Source organism: Bradyrhizobium sp. KZN70725 (assembly GCF_055264925.1).
The window spans coordinates 60,649-81,235 of the sequence record NZ_JBUYWT010000031.1; the positions used below are offsets into that span (position 1 = coordinate 60,649).

The 20,587-nt window shown below is 64.5% G+C and carries 19 protein-coding genes; 9 read left to right on the forward strand and 10 right to left on the reverse strand.

What is annotated here, in order from left to right:
- The first annotated feature begins 42 nt into the window (after positions 1–42).
- Both ACZBJS_RS26260 and purB read left to right on the forward strand, forming a co-directional pair.
- Entirely contained in the window at positions 43–933 is an 891-nt protein-coding gene (locus tag ACZBJS_RS26260) for a hypothetical protein (protein ID WP_316397549.1), read from the forward strand.
- A gap of 166 nt (positions 934–1,099) precedes the next feature.
- Entirely contained in the window at positions 1,100–2,530 is a 1,431-nt protein-coding gene (purB, locus tag ACZBJS_RS26265; protein ID WP_076828436.1) for an adenylosuccinate lyase, read from the forward strand.
- A gap of 66 nt (positions 2,531–2,596) precedes the next feature.
- Here the strand turns inward: purB and cynS are convergent, their stop codons facing one another.
- The 7 genes from cynS to ACZBJS_RS26300 form a co-directional block, all read right to left on the reverse strand.
- Entirely contained in the window at positions 2,597–3,085 is a 489-nt protein-coding gene (gene cynS / locus ACZBJS_RS26270) for a cyanase (protein WP_316397550.1), read from the reverse strand.
- Positions 3,086–3,104: 19 nt separating this feature from the next.
- Positions 3,105–4,016, reverse strand: coding sequence for an ABC transporter ATP-binding protein (locus ACZBJS_RS26275; RefSeq protein WP_316397551.1), 912 nt, complete (start codon positions 4,014–4,016; stop codon positions 3,105–3,107).
- Positions 4,017–4,212: 196 nt separating this feature from the next.
- Complete coding sequence (gene ntrB, locus ACZBJS_RS26280) at positions 4,213–5,052, reverse strand: nitrate ABC transporter permease (RefSeq protein ID WP_316397552.1); 840 nt, start codon at positions 5,050–5,052, stop codon at positions 4,213–4,215.
- A gap of 157 nt (positions 5,053–5,209) precedes the next feature.
- A complete protein-coding gene (locus tag ACZBJS_RS26285; RefSeq protein WP_316397553.1) occupies positions 5,210–6,601 on the reverse strand; it encodes an ABC transporter substrate-binding protein in 1,392 nt (463 codons plus the stop codon).
- Positions 6,602–6,707: 106 nt separating this feature from the next.
- On the reverse strand, positions 6,708–7,586 hold the full coding sequence (locus ACZBJS_RS26290) for a sulfurtransferase (protein ID WP_316397554.1): 879 nt from the start codon (positions 7,584–7,586) through the stop codon (positions 6,708–6,710).
- Between the two features lie 125 nt (positions 7,587–7,711).
- Positions 7,712–8,887: an acyl-CoA dehydrogenase family protein gene (locus tag ACZBJS_RS26295; protein WP_316397555.1), complete on the reverse strand. Its 1,176-nt coding sequence runs from the start codon at positions 8,885–8,887 to the stop codon at positions 7,712–7,714.
- 36 nt (positions 8,888–8,923) lie between these two features.
- Positions 8,924–9,466 carry an OsmC family protein gene (locus ACZBJS_RS26300; RefSeq protein WP_038385944.1) on the reverse strand — a complete coding sequence of 181 codons (543 nt, stop codon included), beginning with the start codon at positions 9,464–9,466 and terminating at the stop codon, positions 8,924–8,926.
- A gap of 255 nt (positions 9,467–9,721) precedes the next feature.
- Here ACZBJS_RS26300 and ACZBJS_RS26305 point away from each other — a divergent pair, with 255 nt between their 5' ends.
- Both ACZBJS_RS26305 and ACZBJS_RS26310 read left to right on the forward strand, forming a co-directional pair.
- The gene (locus ACZBJS_RS26305) at positions 9,722–10,387 is read left to right on the forward strand and encodes a TetR/AcrR family transcriptional regulator (protein WP_168854940.1); all 666 of its coding nucleotides are present in this window, start codon (positions 9,722–9,724) and stop codon (positions 10,385–10,387) included.
- A 160-nt stretch (positions 10,388–10,547) separates the two neighbouring features.
- The gene (locus ACZBJS_RS26310) at positions 10,548–11,765 is read left to right on the forward strand and encodes a diguanylate cyclase domain-containing protein (RefSeq protein ID WP_316397556.1); all 1,218 of its coding nucleotides are present in this window, start codon (positions 10,548–10,550) and stop codon (positions 11,763–11,765) included.
- Between the two features lie 16 nt (positions 11,766–11,781).
- Here ACZBJS_RS26310 and ACZBJS_RS26315 read toward each other — a convergent pair whose 3' ends face one another.
- Positions 11,782–12,510 carry an SDR family oxidoreductase gene (locus ACZBJS_RS26315; RefSeq protein WP_316397557.1) on the reverse strand — a complete coding sequence of 243 codons (729 nt, stop codon included), beginning with the start codon at positions 12,508–12,510 and terminating at the stop codon, positions 11,782–11,784.
- 245 nt (positions 12,511–12,755) lie between these two features.
- Here ACZBJS_RS26315 and ACZBJS_RS26320 point away from each other — a divergent pair, with 245 nt between their 5' ends.
- Positions 12,756–13,994 carry an ABC transporter substrate-binding protein gene (locus ACZBJS_RS26320; RefSeq protein WP_141340025.1) on the forward strand — a complete coding sequence of 413 codons (1,239 nt, stop codon included), beginning with the start codon at positions 12,756–12,758 and terminating at the stop codon, positions 13,992–13,994.
- 99 nt (positions 13,995–14,093) lie between these two features.
- Here ACZBJS_RS26320 and ACZBJS_RS26325 read toward each other — a convergent pair whose 3' ends face one another.
- Complete coding sequence (locus tag ACZBJS_RS26325; RefSeq protein WP_316397558.1) at positions 14,094–14,537, reverse strand: YybH family protein; 444 nt, start codon at positions 14,535–14,537, stop codon at positions 14,094–14,096.
- A gap of 190 nt (positions 14,538–14,727) precedes the next feature.
- Here ACZBJS_RS26325 and ACZBJS_RS26330 point away from each other — a divergent pair, with 190 nt between their 5' ends.
- The 3 genes from ACZBJS_RS26330 (at position 14,728) to ACZBJS_RS26340 (ending at position 16,872) form a co-directional block, all read left to right on the forward strand.
- Positions 14,728–15,420: a glutathione S-transferase family protein gene (locus ACZBJS_RS26330; RefSeq protein WP_316397559.1), complete on the forward strand. Its 693-nt coding sequence runs from the start codon at positions 14,728–14,730 to the stop codon at positions 15,418–15,420.
- 176 nt (positions 15,421–15,596) lie between these two features.
- The gene (locus ACZBJS_RS26335; RefSeq protein ID WP_253607924.1) at positions 15,597–15,833 is read left to right on the forward strand and encodes a hypothetical protein; all 237 of its coding nucleotides are present in this window, start codon (positions 15,597–15,599) and stop codon (positions 15,831–15,833) included.
- A 193-nt stretch (positions 15,834–16,026) separates the two neighbouring features.
- The gene (locus ACZBJS_RS26340) at positions 16,027–16,872 is read left to right on the forward strand and encodes a class I SAM-dependent methyltransferase (protein ID WP_463439460.1); all 846 of its coding nucleotides are present in this window, start codon (positions 16,027–16,029) and stop codon (positions 16,870–16,872) included.
- Positions 16,873–17,221: 349 nt separating this feature from the next.
- Here ACZBJS_RS26340 and ACZBJS_RS26345 read toward each other — a convergent pair whose 3' ends face one another.
- Entirely contained in the window at positions 17,222–18,421 is a 1,200-nt protein-coding gene (locus ACZBJS_RS26345; RefSeq protein ID WP_316397561.1) for a TrmJ/YjtD family RNA methyltransferase, read from the reverse strand.
- A 316-nt stretch (positions 18,422–18,737) separates the two neighbouring features.
- Between ACZBJS_RS26345 and ACZBJS_RS26350 the strand changes: the two genes are divergently transcribed.
- On the forward strand, positions 18,738–20,465 hold the full coding sequence (locus ACZBJS_RS26350; RefSeq protein ID WP_316397562.1) for an alpha/beta hydrolase family protein: 1,728 nt from the start codon (positions 18,738–18,740) through the stop codon (positions 20,463–20,465).
- The last annotated feature ends 122 nt before the right edge of the window (positions 20,466–20,587 follow it).

Sequence of the window (20,587 nt, forward strand, 5' to 3'; positions counted from 1 at the left end):
ATGATCAGAGGCGGCGTCTCGTCGCGATGGGGGATTTCCAAAATGAAGAGCTGGTTGTTTTCCCTGCACAAGGGCGTTGGAAACAGTCCGCAATTTCTTACGAACGTCTTCAACGGCGAGGCCTGGAGCGGCGATGTCCCGATGCCGGGGAACACCTGGATCAGCAACACGCCGGCAGCCGTCGTCTTCAACACCAACCTGTATGTGTTCTATCCGATCAACCAGTCCCTCTATTACAGGGTCTATGACGGCGAGCTGTGGACGGCGGCAGCCCAGGTGCCCAACATGGCCGGCGTCGGCGGCGGCGTGGCGGCCGCCGTGTATGACGGCCTGATCTATCTGCTGTACTCGAATCCCGGCCAGTCCGACCTGATGTACAAGACCTACGACGGCACCAGCTTCGGACCCGAGATCAACACATCCGGAACCAACCATCTCATCTCCGTCGCCTACCAGAACGTCGACACCCCGGCCGCGGTCGTGCGCGGCGACACGCTCTACGTGTTCGGCCGCGGGCCCGGCTATAGCGAACCCGGCAACATGAACCGCTTCTGGTACGCGACCTTCGACCGCAGCACCTGGCGAAGCAATCCGGTTGCCGGCACGGAAGGCCTCAGCAACGGTCCGGGCGCAGCTTCCTACAAGGACTGGATCTACCTGTTCTTCAACGACCCCACGGGTCTCTTCTTCTTCAAGCGGTTCGACGGCATTGGCAGCTGGGGAGCCGACCGCCAGGTCCCCGACACGCCGGGCAATTTCGGCAATGCCGCGCCGGTCGTGTTCAACGACACATTGTACGTCCTGCACCAGGGGCCCAACGGCCAGTTCCTGTACAAGACGACCGACGGCGAGGACAACTGGACCAGCGACACGGCCGTGCCGAACACGGCCGGCCTGAGCTGCGGACCCGCCGCAGTGACCTTCTCGCTCTGACGCGGGGCGAAGCATGCCTGCGCCGCCCCGGATTGCCCGAGGCGGCGCCTTCTAGAATCTGGTATGCTGGCGCCAGCACCGCAAGCCCGGCCGAGCGTTACCAGACCTGACGATTCATCGCAGGTCGCGGCTTGCAGCCAGCCTCAGGCAATGCCAAGAGAGCGGGATGTCCCAAGATCACATTTCCAACGTCCTCGCCGAACGTTACGCCTCGCCCGCCATGCGCGCCATCTGGAGTGGCGAAGGCAAGGTCCGCCTCGAACGCGACTACTGGATCGCCGTGCTGAAGGCCCAGCGCGATCTCGGCATCGCGGTGCCGGATGGCGTGATCGAAAGCTACGAGCGCGTCAAGGACCAGATCAACCTGGCCTCCATCATGAAGCGGGAGCGCGTCACCCGCCACGACGTCAAGGCGCGCATCGAGGAGTTCTGCGAGCTCGCCGGTCACGAGCACCTGCACAAGGGCATGACCAGCCGCGACCTCACCGAGAACGTCGAGCAATTGCAGGTCTACCGCGCGCTGCAGCTCATCGAGACCAAGAGCATCGCCGCACTCATCCGCTTTGCCACGCGCGCGAAGCAATTGCGCGACATCCCGTTCACCGCGCGCACCCATAACGTGGCCGCGCAGGTCACGACGCTCGGCAAGCGCATCGCCATGTCCGGCGAGGAGATGCTGCTGGCGCATCAGAGCCTGGTCAATGTGCTGCAGACCTATCCCGCCCGCGGCCTGAAGGGCGCGGTCGGCACCCGTCTCGATCAGATCACCCTGTTCAACGGAGATGCCGGCAAGGCGCGCGCGCTCGAGCAGCGCGTCCTCGTTCACCTCGGCCTGCCGAAGGCCCTCGATGCCGTCGGCCAGGTCTATCCGCGCAGCCTCGACTTCCGTGCGGTCAGCGTGCTCACCGAGCTCGCCAGCGGGCCCGGCAATTTCGCCAAGACCATCCGCCTGATGGCAGGCCACGAACTCGCCAGCGAAGGTTTTGCCAAGGGCCAGGTCGGCTCCTCCGCGATGCCGCACAAGATGAACAGCCGCTCCTGCGAGCGCATCAACGGCCTGCATGTGATCCTGAAGGGCTATCTCGCGATGGCCGCAGGCCTTGCCGGCGATCAGTGGAACGAAGGCGACGTCTCCTGCTCGGTCGTCCGCCGCGTCATGCTGCCCGATGCCTTCCTCGCCATGGATGGCCTGCTCGAAACTTTGCTCACGGTGCTTGACCAGATGGAGGTGTTCGAAGCCGTCGTCGAGACCGAGCTCAACCGTTATCTGCCTTTCCTGCTGACCACCACGGTGATGATGGAAGCGGTCAAGAAGGGTGCGGGCCGTGAAGGCGCCCACGAGGCGATCAAAGAGCATGCCGTCGCGGCCATCGGCGACCTGCGCACCGGCAAGATCGTGCAGAACGATCTGCTGCAGCGCCTCGCCGCCGACAAGCGTCTTGGCTTGAGCGCAGCCGAGTTGCAGCACGTGCTCGACCAGGGTCGCGCCAACTCCGGCGACGCCGGCGCCCAGGTCGATTTCTTCGCCGAGCAGGTCGAGGCTTTGGCCAAGGCCAAGCCTGAGGCGGCTCGCTACAACCCGGGCACGATCCTGTAGCGATTGGTGAGGTGCGAGTAGCGAATGGGCAGGAATCCATTCGCTACTCGCCATTCGCCCCTCGCCTTACTCTTCCTTGAAGCCGTATTCAGGCACGTTGCCGCTGGCGCCGTAATATTTGTACGGCAGGAACTTGCCGCTCATGGTGATCTTGACGCGGTCGCCCTTCGGATTGGCGACGCGCTCCAGCGCCATGTCGAAGTCGATCGCCGACATGATGCCGTCGCCGAATTCTTCTTCGATCAGCGCCTTCCAGGCCGGGCCGTTGACCATCACCATCTCGTAGAAGCGGTAGATCAGCGGATCGGTCGGCGGCATCGGCGTGCCGGTGCCGCGCATCGGCACCTCGTTGAGCATCGCGATCTCGGCCTTCGACAGCCCGAACAATTCGCCGGCATTCGCCGCCTGCGGCTTTGTCAATTTCATCTGGCCGAGGATCGCGCCCGTGATCAGCACATCGGAATAGCCGCCGACCTTCTCGCAGATGTATTTCCAGCTCCAGCCCTTCTCGCGCTTGATGTCGAGCAGCTTCTCGGTGAGGTCTTCGCGTTTCATCAGGTTTCCTCCTTGGGCTTCAGCGCGCAGCGCTCTGCGCGGGATTGAGTTCGATGGCGCGTGGCGGCGAGACGATCACCGGCTCGCCGACGCCGGGCCGCACCGTCGGCACGTGGCGCGGATCGTGACCGGTCATCTCGGCGGCAAAGCTCTTGCTGCGGCTGACCAGGAAATCGACGATATGGTTGCGCAGCGCATAGTAATAGGGATGGCGGTGCAGGTCGATGCGGCCGCGCTCCTTCGGCAGCGGGTTCTCGACGATCTCGGCCAGCACGGCGCCGGGACCGTTGGTCATCAGGAATATCCTGTCGGCGAGGAAGATCGCCTCATCGACATCATGGGTGATCATGAAGGTGGTCTGCCCGGTCTCCAGGCAGATCCGCCGCACCTCGTCCTGCAGCGTGCCGCGGGTCAACGCATCCAGCGCCGAGAACGGCTCGTCCATCAGCATGATCTTCGGGGTGATCGACAGCGCCCGCGCGATGCCGACGCGCTGTTTCATGCCGCCGGAGAGCTCGGACGGATGCTTGTGCTCGGAGCCGGTGAGCCCGACGAGATCGATGAACTTCTGCGCATGCGCCTTCACCCGCGCACGGTCCCATTTGCGCCATTTCGAGCTGACAGCATAGGCGACATTGCCCGACACGGTGCGCCACGGCAGCAGCGCATGGCTTTGGAAGATCACAGCGCGGTCGAGGCTGGTGCCCTCGATCCCCTGCCCGTCGACGATCACCGTGCCCTCGCTCGGCTCGTCGAGGCCGGCGAGGATGTTCAGCACCGTGGTCTTGCCGCAGCCGGAATGGCCGATCACGCAGCCGAACTCGCCGCGCGCCATCGACAGCCAGAAATTCTCGAACACCGTGGTGACGCCGCCGCCGGCGCCGGGATAGCGCCGCGCAATGCCCTCGATCGAAATGAACTTGTCGGTCATCCGCGGTAGCTCCACGAATGGACTGCGCTCCCTCGCACCGCTCTTCGCGGGTAGAGGGTTGGGGTGAGGGGCTTCCTCCGCGAGCACGGCGGCAGATAGACTCGCGGAAACTCCCCCTCACCCGATCGCTTCGCGATCGACCTCTCCCCGCAGGCGGGGCGAGGTGAAGTGGCTGCAATGCGGCTGTCGGTCATCGCTACTCCGGAAACGTCACCATGCGCGTGAACCGCGCCAGCACCTGGTCGAGCAGCATGCCGACGAGGCCGATCAAGAGGATTGCGATGATCACATTGGTGATCGACAGGTTATTCCACTCGTTCCAGACGAAATAGCCGATGCCGGTGCCGCCGACGAGCATCTCGGCGGCGACGATCACGAGCCAGGCGATCCCGATCGAGATCCGCATGCCCGTCAGGATCGTCGGCGCCGCCGCCGGCAGGATCACGGTGAAGGCGCGCCTGATGGTGCCGACCTCGAGCGTGCGCGCGACGTTGATCCACTCCTTGCGCACACCCGCGACCCCAAACGCGGTGTTGAGCAGCATCGGCCACACCGAGCAGATGAAAATGACAAAGATCGCCGAGATCGAGGAATCCTTGATCGTGTAGAGCGCGAGCGGCATCCAGGCCAGCGGCGAGATCGGCTTCAGCACCTGGATGAACGGATCAAGCGCCCTGCTGATCAGCGGCGACATGCCGATCATGAAGCCGAGCGGGATCGCGACGACGACCGCGATCAGATAGCCGAGCCCGACGCGCCCGATCGAATAGGCGAGCTGGATGCCGAGCCCCTTGTCGTTCGGGCCATTGTCGTAGAACGGCCGCTTCAGATGCTCCCACAGCTTGGCGCCAACATCGAGCGGTCCGGGCATCGCCGACTTGCCCTGCGTCGCGGTCAGCCCCATCAGCCTGGCGTATTTGGGGCTCATGGCCGCCGTCGTGCCGCTGCTGCGGGTGGCGAGGTGCCAGGCGCCGAGGAAGGCGCAGAGCAGCGCGATCGAGACGATCGCGGCGCGAAGGCGAAGGGAGAAGGTCACGCGCGCTCCCTCCCCGCGTCGTCCCTGCGAAAGCAGGGACCCATAACCACCGGCCCCAATTGTTGCGCTGAGTGTCTCCCCGCGCGCCTAACCGAGAGAGCACGGCGTATGGGTCCCTGCTTTCGCAGGGACGACACCGTGGAGAAAGCCTCGCCCGTCACGACGATTTCCTGATCTTGAAGCTCGCGAGATAATCGTCGGGCTTGGCCGGATCGAAGCTCTTGCCCATCACCGAGAACGACTTGTACGAGGTGGCGGGTGGCGCGAGGCCCATCTCGGCCATCACCTTCTTGGTATCGGTGGCGAGATAGACCTGCTCGGCGACCGCCTTGTAGTCGACGTCGCCCTTGATCTGGCCCCAGCGCTTCATCTGCGTCAGCATCCACACCGCAAAGGACTGCCAGGGGAACGGATCGAAATCGACGCGCTTCGGATCGGTTTTCACGCCACCGAGCCCGTCGGCATAGGTGCCGGTCAGCACCTGCTCCAGCACCGTCACCGGCGCGTTGATGTAGTTGGCCGGCGCAATCGCTTCCGCGATCTGCTTGCGGTTCTCGGCCTTCGCCGCGTAGCCGGTGGCATCCACGATCGCGCGGGTCAGCGCCGCGAAGGAATTCGGCGCCGTCGTGATGAACTCGCGGCTGGCGGCAAAGCTGCAGCAGGGATGGCCGTCCCAGATCTCCTTGGAGAGGATGTGCAGGAAGCCGACCCCGTCATAGATCGCGCGCTGGCAGATATTGTCGGGCGCGAGGAAACCGTCGATGTTGTCGGCGCGCAGATTGGCGACCATCTCAGGCGGCGGCACCGAGCGAAGCTGCACGTCGGTATCCGGATCGAGCCCGTGCTCGGCGAGGTAATAGCGCAGCAGGTAATTGTGCATGGAGTAGTCGAACGGAATGGCGAACTTCATGCCCTTCCAGTCCTTCGGATCGCGCCTGTCCTTGTGCTTCATCGCCAGCGTGATGCCCTGCCCGTTGATGTTCTCGATCGCAGGGACCGTGAACGGGATGGCGTTGGCGCCAAGGCCGAGCGAGATCGCGATCGGCATCGGCGCCAGCATGTGGGCGGCGTCGTATTCCTTGTTGATGGTCTTGTCGCGAATGACCGCCCAGCCGGCGGTCTTCACCACCTCGACGTTGAGGCCCTGCTTGGCATAGAAGCCGAGCGGCGCCGCCATGATGATCGGGGTCGCGCAGGTGATCGGGATGAAGCCGACCTTGAGGTCCTTCTTCTCCGGCGGTCCGGCGTCGGCGAACGCCTCTGTCGCCGTCTTCAGCGGGAAGAACTGTGACAGCGCGGCGAGCGCCGTCGCGGCGCCAACCGATTTCAGGAAAGCGCGGCGCGCGACATCCTGCGGAAACACCGCCCGCATCACCGCCGACGCGACGATGCCTTCGTAACGCTTCTGTTCGCTGAGGTCGGCGACCGGCTCGCAGCGCAACGTGCGCGCGGCCCGCTCATGCTCGGCGGCTGAGCGATGCCAGCCGCAGGCGCAACCCGATCGCGTGAGCACGCGGGCGGCGTCGAAGGGATCATCTGACATGGACATACTGCGCCCCATTGTCGCACCGAAACGCGGAGAGCTCCGCGATCCGGTTCATTGATCGGTGTCCGGCCGCGTTTTGCGCCGCCGGACACCAACAAACATGCAGGTTCTATGCCGCCTTGCCGGTGACGACGGCCGCGGTCGGCAAGCCCTCATCGATCGGCAGCGACGGGTCGCGCGACCACTCGTTCCAGGAGCCGAAGTACATCCGTACGTCCTTCACGCCGGCGTTCTTCAGCGCCAGGAAGGTGTTCGAGGCGCGCGCGCCCTTGAAGCAGTAGAGATAGACCGGCGTGGTCTGCGAGATGCCGACGGTGGCGCATTCCGCCAGGATCTCATCCTTCGACTTGAAGCGCGGGCCCTCGGCGGTCGGCTTCATCATGCGGTACCATTCCAGCCACACCGCGCCGGGAATGCGGCCCTTGCGCGGGCAGAAATCCTTGCCGTAGGGCGAGGAGCTTTCGCCGATCCACTCGTCGACGTCGCGCACATCGAGGATCGCAACGCCGGGCTTGCCGACTGCCGCCAGCATCGCCTTGGCGTCGATCATGATATCGCCGGCCTCCGGTACGATCGCAAAGGCGGCCTTCGCCGGCACCGCAACGTCGGTGGTCACCGGCAGGTCGGCCGCTTTCCAGGCATCGAAGCCGCCATGCAGCACCTTGATCCTGGGATAGCCCAGCATCGTCAGCAGGTAGTAGCCGCGGCAGGACTGACCGAAGCCGGAATTCATCGACTGCTCGTAGATCACCGCGGTCTCCTTGCCGGAGAGACCGGCGGCGCCGAACGCGTCGGCGAACTTGGTCTTGAGCTCGTAGATGCCCTCCGGCGTCGAGGTCGCGAGGAAAGTGAAGACGTCATGCACATTGACGGCACCGGGCAAATGGCCGGCCGCATAGGCATCCGGATTTCGCGTGTCGATGATGACACACGGGTCTTTCTTGACGAGCTCGGCAAGTTCGCCGGCGGTGATCAGAACGTCCGTCATGGCAGCCTCTCCTGTCTGTGGTTGCAGTTGTGGTGGTCCCGAACTTGTTTGAGCATGATCTCCGCGCAAACGCGTTCCGCGTTTGTCGCGAGGGAAAACCGGTTTCCACTTTTCCGGATCATGCTTCAGCCGTCCGCCAGCATCTTGCGCAGCTGCTTGGTGGCGGGCGTGACGATGGCGACGAAATAGGCCTCGCGCAGCCTGCGCTGGGCGCGGTGGCTCATCAGATAGCCGCGCGCGCCGCAATGGAGCATCGCGGCATGTGCGAATGCGACGCTGGCATCGCCGATCCGCAGTCGCAGTGCGACGACGCGGCGCCAATAGCTGTCATCGGCATTGTAGGGATCGCTTGCCAGCGCCATCGCCTCCTTCTCGAACTCGGCATGGAGCTCGCGGAATTGCAGCGGCTGTTGCGGCAGATAGCGGTTGACGTGTCCGAGCGGCGCATGGACCTCGTCCATGATGTTGATGCAATCCTTCATCAGCCCAAGGCCCATGCCGGCCTGCAACAGGATGAAGCCGGCGCGGATTTTCTTGACGAACGGCGCAGCCGGCTCGGCCAGGATCAGTTCGTCCGGCACGAACACGTCGCGAAACTGGACGCCATAGGTGCCGGTGCCGTCCATCGCCAGGAACGGCTTGCAGGGCGTCAGCGTGATCGCGGGATCGGAGCAGTCGGCGAGGAACATCACGGTGCTGCCCAGCTCGCCGCTTGCGATGCTGCCCGGCTCGCCGCTTGCGATGCCGCCCGGCTCGCCCTTGGCGCCCTCGTCCTCGCGCTCGAAGATCGTGCCGAAGTAATGGCCGGGCCCGAGGTTCGACACCCAGGGCAGCGCACCGCGGACGATGTAGCCGCCCTCTACCTTGCGGCCCTTCAGCTTCAGCCGCTCGATGCCGAAGAAGCTCTTCATCGGGTTGGAGAGCCCGGTGCCGCCGAGCGCGCGCCCGCGGGCAAAGCAGTCACCGAAGCGCGCGGCGAGCTTCATGTTGGTGGAATTGGCGACGTACCAGACCAGCGTGTTCTGGCACCACGCCATGAAGGCGGTGGCGCCGCAGACCTCGCCGAGCGCGGCCATCGACTGGATGGCCCAGCGCAGGTCGGCAGGACCCTCTTGCGGCACATGGCTGCTCCAGGCGCCGACCTTGCCGAGCCGGCGCAGGAATTCGCCGGGATAGACCGAGCCGGCATCGACCGCGGCTGCGAGCGGCGCCAGCTCCTGACGGGCAAGGCGGGCAACCTCGTCCGCAATGGTTGGTGCGGGATCTTGAGCTGCGACCCGCGACAAAGCCAGTGAACCCATGGATGATCTCCGCACCTTGAATTGCCGGTCGGGCGCTTACGCGCTGACCTCGAGATTGACGGGACGGGTGAAGGTGTTGGCGACCGGCGACCACTTCTTCACATGCGCCACCAGCGCGTCGATCTCGGCCTGCGAGACCCCCTCGCACTCCATGTCGACCTTGACGCGGACGTCGGTGAAGCCGACCGGCTTCTCGCTGACGTCGCCGGTGCCCCACACCGCGGTGATGTTGAGATCGCCCTCGAGCTCGAGCTCGAGCTTGTTGACGATCCAGCCGCGATGCACGGCGTTGGCGTGCAGGCCGACAGCGAGGCAGGAGCCAAGCGCGGCGAGCGAGGCCTCGGAGGGATTGGGCGCGGTGTCGTCGCCGAGCAGGCCCGGTGGCTCGTCGACGATGTAGGGCGCGAGGTTGCGGATGTAGTTGGCGTGGCGGAACTTGCCCTCGGCCACCGTCTTGCACTTCAAGGTCTTGATCACCTTCGGGTTGGCCTTGCCGTTGGCAATCAGCTGCTCGAGCCCGCCTCTGTCGATCGGCGCGAGGCAGCCGGTCAGTGCGGTTTTCTGGGCGACAGCGGTCATCAGTTTTCTCCCTGGGAGCGATGGAATTGGTCAGGATACCGAACGGTCTGTTTCCTGCACGAAGCGTGCCAGTCCCGCCGCAAACCAAAAGGCGAAATCCCGCAGGCGCTTAAGCGGGGCTGCCTGCGGATTGATCAGTGCCGGCCTGCTCAATCGCCAAGCAAATGGCGCGCGACCGCGATGATTTTCAGCGCATCGATAGGGGCATGAAGATGCGACTTGATGATTCTGCCGCGCTCCGATTTACTGCCGCGCATGGCCAAATCGCTTGCGAAGAAAAAACCTGCCGCGGCGTTCACCGCCGGCGACGATGAATCGGCGCGCGGGCGCTTGCTGAACGCCGCAACCCATCTGTTCTGCAAGAACGGCATCAACGCCACCGGCATCGATGCGATCATCGACGAGGCCGGAACCGCCAAGACCACGCTCTACAAGCTGTTCGGCTCGAAGACCAACCTCGTGCATGCGGTGCTGGAGAGCGAAGGCCGCCAGTGGCGCGAATGGTTCATCGGCGCGATCGAGGCCGGCGGTGGCGATCCGCAGACCAAGCTGTCGCGGATCTTCCCTGCCCTGAAGACCTGGTTCGCCGAGGAGCGCTTCTACGGCTGCCCCTTCATCAACGCGGTCGCCGAGCACGACAAGGACGCCAAGCAGTTCCGCAACATCGCGCTGAAGCACAAGAAGGTGGTGCTGGCGCATATCGAGAAGCTCGCAGGCGAGATGGGCGCGGCCGAGCCGGCCGTGCTGGCGCACCAGCTCGCGCTTCTGATCGACGGTGCCATCGTCGCCGCCATGGTGTCGTGCGATCCGGCTGTCGCCGACACCGCGGGCCTTGCCGCCAGCAATCTGTTCGCACCGGCCAAGGCGAAGAAGCCGAAGCGCGCCGGCGGCGCGGCCGAACAACAGCTCCTCGCCGTGTAACGCAACAGCCGCATCGCGACCTCCCGCGTCGGTATTTCTGCGACGCGATCGCCCACCGGGTTTACCTGCCGTCAATCACGCCGCGCGATCGGGGCCGGCCTTAAACGCCTGTTAGGTCCCGGCCGGGTCAGTTGCGCGGTGAAAGTACGAGGCAAGAACAATGCAGTCCGAAAAAGGACGATACAGCCAGCCGCGCTGGGGCGTGACGCGCTGGCTCGCCGACGCCGGACCGGGCGTACCTGACGACATCCGCGCGGCGCTGATCGGGGATCTCTACGGCTCGCTGCCGGTGTTTGCGGCTGGCGCGGTCAATACGGTCGCAGTCGCAGCCGTGATCGCGATCCGCGAGCCGACCGCGCTGTTCATCACTTGGGTCGTCCTCGAACTCGTCATCTGCCTCTCGCGCCTCGCCGTACTCGTGGTTGCGCATCGCGCCGCGCGCGAGCAGCGGCCGACCCCGACCGATCTGCATCTCTTGCTTGCAGTCGCCTGGAGCACCAGCGTCGGCTTCGGCATCCTGATCAGCCTCGCAAGCGGCGACTGGGTGGTTGCGCTGCTGGCTTCGCTATCGGCGGCGGCGATGGTCGGCGGCATCTGCTTCCGCAATTTCAGCGCCCCGCGCCTTGCCGGCACCATGATCCTGCTCAGCCTCGGCCCGATCGTTCCGGGCGCGGCCCTTGCCGGCGAGCCGCTGCTCTTCATCGTCGTCATGCAGGTGCCGCTGTATCTCACGGCGATGACGGTGGCGGCCTTCCGTCTCAACAAGATGCTGATCGCCACCATGCGCGCCGAGCGCGAGAACGGCCATCTTGCCCATCACGACACCATGACCGGCCTGCGCAATCGCGCCGGCTTCGTCGCGGCGCTGAACACGAAGCTGGCGGCTCCCGCCGGGAATGGCAGGCCCTTTGCGCTGCTGTTCTTCGACCTCGACAATTTCAAGCCGGTCAACGACACCTATGGCCACGCCGCCGGCGACCAGGTGCTGATGCTGACCGCGGAGCGGCTGCGGCGCGCGCTGCCCGAAACCGCGGTAATCGCACGGCTCGGCGGCGACGAGTTCGTGGTGCTGGTCAGCGGCGTCACGGCGGAACAGGCGCTCACGGCCGGCCAGCGCATCATCCAGACCGTCACGATGCCCTATCAGCTCGCGGGCGGCATCTCGGCCGAGGTCGGCGTCAGCGTCGGCATCGCGGTGTCGCCTGAGCACGGCACCGAGGCCGAACAGCTGCTGGCGTCCGCCGACGCCGCGCTGTACGAGGCGAAATCCGAAGGCAAGGCGCGGTGCCGGATGGCTTCCGTCGCGACCAATGTCGCCGCACTGCGCCGCCTCACGCAGCACAGCCCGGCGCCCGCCACCGATCGCAGCGCCGCCTGAGGCGCGGCGCTCGCCGTTACAGGTCGAAATTCGTCGGCAGCATCACGACGTCGCGGATCGTCATGCCGCGCGGCCGGGTCAGCATGAACATCACGACCTCGGCGACTTCGCTGGCCTCCAGCAGGCTTCCGGCCGCCTTGGCCTCCGCAAGCTTCTCGGGCGGCCAGTCCGCCAGCAGCGCGCTGATCACGGGCCCGGGCGAGATCGAGCCGACGCGGATGCCGTGCTTGAACACCTGGCGCCGCACCGTCTGCACGAAGCAGTTGACCGCCCATTTCGACGACGCATAGACCGGCTCCCACGGCGTCGGGAAATGCGCGGCGAGCGAGCTCGTGACGATGATGTCGCCGGTGCCGCGCGCGATCATGTGCGGCAGCACGTCGTGCACGTTCTTCATCACGACGTTGACGTTGAGGTTCAGCATCCGGTCGATCGCCGCGGTGTCGGCATCGACGAGGTCGCCGCCGACATAGATGCCGGCATTGGCGTGCAGGATGTCGAGCTGGCCGGCCTTCTCGAGCACCTTGGGCAGCAAGGTTGCACACTGCGCGGGATCGAGCAGGTCGATCACCAGCGGGACCACCGCATCGCCGTGGTTGCGGGCGAGCGCTTGCAGCGCGACGGCATCGCGGTCGACCATCACCACGCGCGCCCCCGCGGCCAGCATCGCCGCGCTGCTCGCCAGTCCAATCCCCGACGCCGCCCCGGTCACGGCCGCCACCTTGCCTTCCAACACTTTCGCCATCGGTCCACCCTGCTGAGATCACCACGACAGTCGCCGCAGTATAGCAATCCCGGACGGCATGTCGGTAACCGAGGATGGGGGAACGCGGCCTCCGCGGCTGACATCGCGCGAAAATTTCAGATGGTAGCGACTGCACACAAGTCCCAAAGCACCGCTGTGGAATGCTGCGCGCCGACATGCCCGTCAGAGGCTGCCAAACGGCCAATAATGCCAAAACGGCCAACAAGAAGAAGCGGAGGACTACAATGACAAGGAACCGTTCGCCCCGGCTATCGCGCCGTCATCTCATCAAGGGCGCCGCGGCCACGTCAGCCGCGCTGCTGCTCGGCAGGCCCGCGATCGCCAGAGGCAAGACGGAGGGCAAGACCGAGATCGTCATCGGCAACATCGACGCCTATTCGGGACCGGCCGCGGTCTATTCGTCGATCGGCCGCACCCCCGGCGGCTATTTCAAGATGATCAACGAGCAAGGCGGCATCAATGGCCGCATGATCAAGTATATCACCTATGACGATGCCTACAGCCCGGCCAAGACTGTCGAGCAGGCGCGCAAGCTGGTCGAAGGCGACGAGATCGACGTGCTGTTTGCGCCGCTCGGCGCGCCGACCAACGCGGCGATCATGAAGTACATGAACCAGAAGAAGGTCCCGCACCTCTTCATTGCCTCGGGCGCGACCAAGTTCGGCGACTACAAGAATTTCCCCTACACCATGGGTTTCCAGCCCTGCTACCAGATCGAGGGCCGCGCCTTCGCGCAGCATGTGCTGTCGACACAGAACGATCCCAAAATCGGCATCGTCTACCAGAACGACGATTTCGGCCGCGACGTGCTGAAGGGCTTCAAGGACGGACTTGGCGCCAGGACGTCCGCAATCGTGGCGGAGCTGTCCTATGAGACCGCCGACCCGACCATCGACAGCCAGGTGGTCCGCTGCAAATCCGCCGGCGCCAACGTGTTCATGAGCATGACCACACCAAAATTCGCCGCCCAAGGCATCAAGAAGATCGCCGAGCTCGGCTGGCAACCGGCGCACTACATCGGCAACAACGCCTCCTCCGCCGGCTCGACGCTGAAAGCCGCGGGCTTCGACGTCTCCAAGGGGATCATTTCGAGCGCCTACCTGAAGGATCCCGTCGACGCCGCCTGGGACAGCGATCCCGCCATCCAGAAATGGCGCGCGTTCCTCGACAAATATGATCCGGCCGCCGCCAAGAACGACATCTACGCGGTCACCGGCTATCTCACCAGCCAGATCCTGGTCCAGGTGCTCAAGCAGTGCGGCGACGACGTCTCGTCCGAAAGCATCATCAAGCAGGCGGCCAACCTGAAGGATTTCGAATCCGACATGCTGCTGCCCGGCATCCGGATCAACACCTCGCCATCAGACTATTATCCGCTCGAGCAGCTGCAACTGGTGCGTTTCAGCGGCGAGCGCTACGAGCCGATGGGACCGGTGATCGACGGCGGGATCTCGAAGGCGTGATCGTCCCGGGCGTGCACCGCTGGCGCGAACTGCGCCGGTAGACTTCATCGAAGCCGCGCGCCGAAGCGCGCGGCGGTATCGTCCGTCCGGATGCCCCTGCTACTTCGGCGGCGGCTTGGGCATCGCCGACAGCAAGCGAATTTTGAGCTTGCCTCCCTCGGTCACGTAAGTTGCTGTCCAGATGCCCGCTGTCTCGATAGGCGCGCCGCTTTGGTTCTTGCCCGAGATGCGATACCCGCCGATGGCGAGCGCCATGTCCGAGCCCAATGGCCATGCCTGGTCCACCGTTATTTCCTCATGGTCGAACCCGGCCTTGAAGGCGCCTTGATAAAACTCCGCAATGTCGGAGCGCGGCCCCGCGGGATTGACGTGGACGCCACCGGCCGCGAACAGCGCGGCAATTCCCGCACCATCCTGCTTGTTGAAACTCGCCGCATATTCGGAAGCAATCGCTTCGGCCTTCTGCTTTGGATCACCGTCGGCGGCCATTGCAGACAGCGAAAAGGCAGTCACGAACAGGCATGAGAAGTACGTCCGCAGCATCGCAATTCCTCCCTGAAAAATGTCCGTAAAAATCGCCCGACCCGGGACGAGGACGACAATAAGACATCAACTACGGATTGTAGGCAATCGTTTCAGGCGTTGCGGCGCAACAGGCGGGCTTGCCTGCCCGACGTATCCAGCCGACGGATTCTGAGGTAGCGTGTAGCGACCTCGAACGTGGCGAGCCATCATGCTCACGCTCTATTCCTATCCGCCGTTGTTCGGCGTTGCCGACAACAATGGCTATGGTCTGAAGGTATTCGCTTTTCTGAAGCTCGCCGGCGTGCCGTTCCGGCACGAGCACATCTTCGATGCATCGAAGGCGCCGCGCAAGCAATTGCCCTATGTCGTCGACGGCGACGACACTGTCGGCGACAGCGAGACCATCCTCGCCTATGTCACCGGAAAATATGACGTGACGCTGGATGCCGCGCTGACGCCGGCGCAGCGCACGACCAACCTCCTCGTCACGCGGACGCTCGACGATCTCTACTGGGTGATGTCCTATTCGCGCTGGCAGGACGCGCGCTATTGGCCCCAATTCCGCGACGCGCTCAAGCGCGAGCATCCAGCCCTCACCGACGACGGCTTGATGAAGGCCAAGGAGTTCAACGCCCAGCGCTATTATTACCAGGGTATCGGCCGCTTCGAGCCCGACGCCGCGATGGCCCGCGGGCTCGCCGATCTCGCTGCACTGGCGAGCCTGATCCCGAGCCGTGGCTATGTGCATGGCGACAGGCCGACGACCATCGATGCCGGCATCTATGGCTTCGTGGCCAACATCTACTTCTACGACATCGAGACGCCGTTGAAGCAATTCGTGGTCTCGCACGACGCGCTAGCGCAACATTGCCGCGCCATCCACGCGACAGTGAGTACGTGAGCCGGAGCGAACTCAACCTCTAACTCGCAATAGTGACGTTCGCGGCCGTGAGCGAACAGGCCGTCGCTCCGTCCCCCAGGTGGAAATATCTGCGCTGGCGTGTCGCAGCCGGCCTCTCGCCAATAGATCGATTTCGGGGGTAGTATCCCGTCCTTGCGCTAACTGCGGAGCCGGTCATGGCTTCAAAACTGTCTTCGGGCATTATCGCGTTAGTCCTCGTTGGAGCAGCAGTGCTTTTGGTTGCAGGTCCGCCACCTGCATGGGGCCTGCTGTTGCTCGGCGCCTTCGCACTGGCGGCGCTCTATATTTTTGCGAGAATGAGGTCGCGCTACGATCCGCTCGATCCACGCTTCGGTAGCTGCATCCCTCCGATTTCCAAGCCGAAGGGCGGCGGCAATGAATCCACCACCTGAGCGCCGTCCAGCATCGATCAGATGCGGATCGCGCGAAGACGTCCTGATGGCCTAGAGCCGAGATGCAAAGCACGTCGGCTGCAATTCGCTAATGCCCGGTACGGAGATTTCAGCCTCGCGTTCGATCCGGAATTTTGTGCAGTTTGTTTCAGCCGACACACCGTCGAATTTTTAGCACCAGGAGATTGATCAAATGCAGACGCCCACGCCAAACCCACGGGGAGCAGAGTTCTGGAACAGCACCATGGGGCACTCATGGGTTTCGCAGCAAGCCGTGATCAGCGATGTCTTCACGTCGGTCACCAACGTCAGCCTGGGTGCCGCGGCGGCAAAGCCGGGTGAGCGTGTCATCGATATCGGATGCGGCACCGGTGACACAGTGTTGGCGTTCGCCAAGGTTGTTGGTCCGTCGGGTGCTGTGGTGGGTGTCGATATCTCGGTCCCGATGCTGGATCTGGCCAGGCATCGTGTCGCCGAGGCGGGATTTGGCAACGTGACCTGTGCGCTGGCCGACGCAACGATCTACGGCTTCGAACCGCGCTGGGCGGATCTGGTGTATTCGCGTTTTGGCCTGATGTTCTTCGATGACCCGGTCAAGGCCTTCACCAACATCCGCGGCGGCATGAGAGCGGGCGGGCGGCTGGTGTTCGTCTGTTTTCGCACCATGCCGGAGTCGCCGTGGTTTCGCGTACCGATCGAGGCGGCCCGAGCGCACGTGCCGCCACAGCCGCCGCTCGATCCATTGGCGCCCGGGATGTTTTCGTTCGCGCGCGAGGATCGCGTTCGCGGCATCCTGACCGAGGCCGGGTTTCACGAGATTGCGCTCAAGGCCACCGACGTGCCGATCCATGGCGGCGACATCACGCAAAGCATGGCCTTCATCACGCAGGCCGGCCCGCTGCCTGCGCTGCTCGAGAATGCCACGGACGATCAACGTCATCGCGCCATGGAAGCGGTACGCAACGCGCTCGCCGCAAGCCTCGGAGCGGATGGGCGCGACCTGCATGTGGGTCTGTGGCTCGTGTCGGCACGAGCCTAGCGAGATGCTGCCTGCTGGATCGTGAAGACAGATACCACGCCATCCGCGCCGCGCGGCGCCTTCTGTAATCAGAGCGGCGAAACGAGATGCAAAGCTCGGCGAAGCGAGGCGCGAGAACGTGGATGTATGACTCAACGATCGCGCAACACATTCGGTGTCGTCCCTGCGAAAGCATGCGAAAGCAGGGACCCATAACCATAAATGCTGATTGTCTTGCGACGGTGGAACGACGAATCTCTTCAACAACATGAGCCGCGGCGTATGGGTCCCGGCCTTCGCCGGGACGACACGTGGAGGGAGCTACGCGCCCGAATCCACGCGAACGACGCGGACGGAACGGCAGCGTAAGCTACCGCTCCTGCCGCAGCCCCGCCTCCAGCCGCAACAGCTCGGCGTCGAGGTCGCGCTCGACATCGGCCACCTGCATGTCGACCACCCGATAGTCGCGCGCCTCGAGCCAGGCTCTGCGCTTGGCACGGTCGGCACCGATGGCCTCGCTCTCGTTCGGGTTGACCAGCTCGATCGCAAGCCGGTGCACGAAGGAGACAAAGTCGGGGATGTGGCGGCCGACCGGGGTCTGGCGCTTGAACTGACCGGCGAAGCGGCGGTCCCGCGTCAGCGCCTGCCACAGGGTCCGTTCGGCGTCGGTCGGGTTGCGGCGGAGCAGCCGGGCGAGGCCGCGCACCGTGCTGCTGCTGTCGGCGGTCGCGCCGCCCTGCCCCTGCTCGGCGAGCAGCGCCCGCAAGCGCGTCGCCTGGGCGCCGTCGAGCACGCCGCCCTTTGCCGGGCCCTTGCGGCCCTCGGCGATCGCCATCACCACGCCGTGCAGCGTGTGCATGTCCTGCTTGGTCGGATCCATCCTCGTGAAGATGTTGCGCAGGTTTACCAGCATGGTGTCGCGCTTCTCCGCCGGCCGCAGGAACTCGACCTTGTCGAGCTCGGCGACGAGGTTGTCGAAGAACGCCTGCATCTGGTGCTGGGAGGCCGGCTCGGACCGCTCGGGCATCGCGAACGGCAGCGTGCCCGCGGTCGAGAGCTTGAACCACTCATAGCCCATCAACAGCACCGCCTGCGCCAGATTGAGCGAGGCGAAGCCTGGGTTGACCGGGAAGGTGATGATGCGGTTGGCGAGCGCGACCTCCTCATTGGTCAGGCCGGCGCGCTCGCGCCCGAACAGGATGCCGGCGCCGCCGCCCGACGCGACATGGCCGACGATCTCACCCGCCGCGCCCTCCGGCCCGACCACCGGCTTGGCCTGGTCATGGGCCCGGGCGGTGGTCGCAAACACCAGCGTGAGATCGGCGATCGCCTGCTCGACGTTGTCGAACAGCTCGACGGAACCGATGATGTGGTCGGCGCCTGCGGCCGCGCGCTGGGCGGCAATGTTCGGCCAGCCGTCGCGCGGGTTGACGATGCGCATCCTCGACAGCGCGAAGTTGCCCATCGCGCGCGCGGCCATGCCGATGTTCTCGCCAAGCTGCGGTTCGACCAGGATGACGACGGGACCGGCAAGGTCGTGCCCTGCCTTGGTCTTGTCGGTGCCGGACATCTCACTTCACTTTCTGATTCAACGTCTGAAGATTTTGAATCAGCTTCTGAGGACGCTGATTCAAAATCTCATGCAGGGGTCCAGGACCGCACCGACCAGCTTTGCACCGGTTTTGCGCGGGACCATTTTCTCCAAGCAGATAACAGGGTTAGCGGCGTTTGCGAATCCTCAATCGGAATCCCAATCGCAAGAAGCGAAGGCTGCCGCTTTGCGCGCACTTGGCCTTCGGATAGGCTATCAACCACAACCAAAGCGAAGCTGTAAAGGCACGCTTGAGACGCCGGTTTCAACGGCGAGGCACCTTGGGGGGACGACGATGCGGGGCAGATGGACGCTGGCGATTTTGGGCCTGATCTTGATCGTGGCGGGGGGCCTGCTCGCCCACTTCACGCAGACCGCCGGCAGCATCCGGATCGAGGATGTCCGCTTCAACGGCGCCAAGGGCAACACCATGAGTGCCCTGCTCTATGTCCCGCCGAACGCGACCGCGCAGATTCCGGCGCCCGGCATCCTCGCCGTTCACGGCTACATCAATTCTCGCGAGACCCAGGACGGCTTCGCCATCGAGTTCGCCCGCCGTGGCTATGTCGTGCTGGCGCTCGACCAGACCGGCCATGGCTACAGCGACCCGCCCTCCTTCGCCAACGGTTTTGGCGGACCTGACGGCCTTGCCTATCTCCGCAGCCTCCAATTCGTCGACAAGGAGAATATCGGGCTCGAGGGCCATTCGATGGGCGGCTGGACCGTGCTGGCCGCCGCCGCAGCTCAGCCCAACGACTACAAGTCGATGGTGCTGGAGGGCTCGTCCACCGGCAAGCCGTTCGCGGCCGAGGGCACCACGTCGTGGCCGCGCAACACCGCGCTGGTGTTCGCCCAGTATGAGGAATTCCCCGACCTGATGTGGGGCGTCCAGCTGGCCCGCGACGTCACCACGAGCCCAAAGCTCTGGGCGCTGTTCGGCACCCAAGGCGCGGTCGAGCCGGGCAAGGTCTATGGCGATCCAGCCAACGGCACCGCGCGGGCGCTGTACACCCCGGCGATGACCCATCCGGCGGAGCACATCTCGCATGAAACGATCGGCTACAGCCTGGACTGGTTCGCCAAGACGTTGAAGGGCGGCACCCCGCGCCCGGTCGACGATCAGATCTGGTTCCGCAAGGAGATCGGCACGCTCATCGCCCTCATCGGTTTCATTGCCCTTGTCATCGGGACGTTCGACGGGCTGCTGGAAGCCAAGACGTTCTCCCGCCTCCGGCTGCCGGCGGTTGCCGACGGCACCATGCCACCGCATGAGGCTGCCAAGGGCCGGCGCTGGACCACGGCGTTCATCCTGTCCGCCTTCATCCCGGCGCTGACCTATTATCCGGCCTTCGCGCTGGGCGGCACCTTCGTGGCCCCCAGCGCATTCCTGCCGCAGGGCATCACCAACCAGATCCTGGTCTGGGCCATCATCAACGGCCTGATCACGCTCGCCCTGATGCGGTTCGCCCCGAACCGCGCCAGCCGGACCGGCCTCGTCGGTCAATCCGTCGTGATCGCGCTGGCTTCGGTCGCGGTCGGCTACGCCGCGCTGTGGCTTGCCGACCTCGCCTTCAAGATCGACTTCCGCTTCTGGATCGTCGCACTCAAATTGATGAGCGCGAAGCAATTCCTCATCTTCCTGATCTATCTGATTCCGTTCACGGCGTTTTTCGTCGTGGCGCTGCACGTGCTGCACCGGAATTTCTCGACCATGGATGCGCCGCGCGGGGCGCTGTACCTGACCAACATCCTGGCGCTGACGTTCGGTTTCATCGTGTTGCTGGTGCTGCAATACGGCACGCTGTGGCTGACGGGAAAGCTGTTCAACCCGGTCCCGGACCCCGGTTTCGTGCCGCTCTCGACCATCGTCGCGATCCAGTTCGTGCCCCTGCTCGCGATCGTCGCCGTGATCGCGACGTTCACCTGGCGGCGGACCGGATCGAGCCTGCCGGGCGCCCTGATCGCGGGCCTGTTCGTGACCTGGTACATCGTGGCCGGGACCGCGACGCAGGCGGCGTTTTAGATGGTTTTCAAGCGAAGCGGGCACCGGTTCGCGTGAAGAAAACCCGTCAAGAACAAGGGCCGAGAGGCGCTATTCTGGTCCGTCCAGAATGGCGGTTCTCGGTGAAAAGATGGGCTGAAAGT

What these genes read in the sequence shown, in the direction of transcription:
- ACZBJS_RS26260 (WP_316397549.1), top strand. Translation starts at nt 43, where the DNA reads ATGAAGAGCTGGTTGTTTTCCCTGCACAAGGGCGTTGGAAACAGTCCG.
- ACZBJS_RS26275 (WP_316397551.1), bottom strand. Translation starts at nt 4,016, where the DNA reads ATGACCGACAAGTTCATTTCGATCGAGGGCATTGCGCGGCGCTATCCC.
- ACZBJS_RS26305 (WP_168854940.1), top strand. Translation starts at nt 9,722, where the DNA reads ATGGCCAAATCGCTTGCGAAGAAAAAACCTGCCGCGGCGTTCACCGCC.
- ACZBJS_RS26290 (WP_316397554.1), bottom strand. Translation starts at nt 7,586, where the DNA reads ATGACGGACGTTCTGATCACCGCCGGCGAACTTGCCGAGCTCGTCAAG.
- ACZBJS_RS26335 (WP_253607924.1), top strand. Translation starts at nt 15,597, where the DNA reads ATGGCTTCAAAACTGTCTTCGGGCATTATCGCGTTAGTCCTCGTTGGA.
- ACZBJS_RS26350 (WP_316397562.1), top strand. Translation starts at nt 18,738, where the DNA reads ATGCGGGGCAGATGGACGCTGGCGATTTTGGGCCTGATCTTGATCGTG.
- ACZBJS_RS26315 (WP_316397557.1), bottom strand. Translation starts at nt 12,510, where the DNA reads ATGGCGAAAGTGTTGGAAGGCAAGGTGGCGGCCGTGACCGGGGCGGCG.
- ACZBJS_RS26345 (WP_316397561.1), bottom strand. Translation starts at nt 18,421, where the DNA reads ATGTCCGGCACCGACAAGACCAAGGCAGGGCACGACCTTGCCGGTCCC.
- ACZBJS_RS26340 (WP_463439460.1), top strand. Translation starts at nt 16,027, where the DNA reads ATGCAGACGCCCACGCCAAACCCACGGGGAGCAGAGTTCTGGAACAGC.
- ACZBJS_RS26320 (WP_141340025.1), top strand. Translation starts at nt 12,756, where the DNA reads ATGACAAGGAACCGTTCGCCCCGGCTATCGCGCCGTCATCTCATCAAG.
- ACZBJS_RS26325 (WP_316397558.1), bottom strand. Translation starts at nt 14,537, where the DNA reads ATGCTGCGGACGTACTTCTCATGCCTGTTCGTGACTGCCTTTTCGCTG.
- ACZBJS_RS26330 (WP_316397559.1), top strand. Translation starts at nt 14,728, where the DNA reads ATGCTCACGCTCTATTCCTATCCGCCGTTGTTCGGCGTTGCCGACAAC.
- cynS (WP_316397550.1), bottom strand. Translation starts at nt 3,085, where the DNA reads ATGAAACGCGAAGACCTCACCGAGAAGCTGCTCGACATCAAGCGCGAG.
- purB (WP_076828436.1), top strand. Translation starts at nt 1,100, where the DNA reads ATGTCCCAAGATCACATTTCCAACGTCCTCGCCGAACGTTACGCCTCG.
- ACZBJS_RS26285 (WP_316397553.1), bottom strand. Translation starts at nt 6,601, where the DNA reads ATGTCCATGTCAGATGATCCCTTCGACGCCGCCCGCGTGCTCACGCGA.
- ACZBJS_RS26295 (WP_316397555.1), bottom strand. Translation starts at nt 8,887, where the DNA reads ATGGGTTCACTGGCTTTGTCGCGGGTCGCAGCTCAAGATCCCGCACCA.
- ACZBJS_RS26300 (WP_038385944.1), bottom strand. Translation starts at nt 9,466, where the DNA reads ATGACCGCTGTCGCCCAGAAAACCGCACTGACCGGCTGCCTCGCGCCG.
- ACZBJS_RS26310 (WP_316397556.1), top strand. Translation starts at nt 10,548, where the DNA reads ATGCAGTCCGAAAAAGGACGATACAGCCAGCCGCGCTGGGGCGTGACG.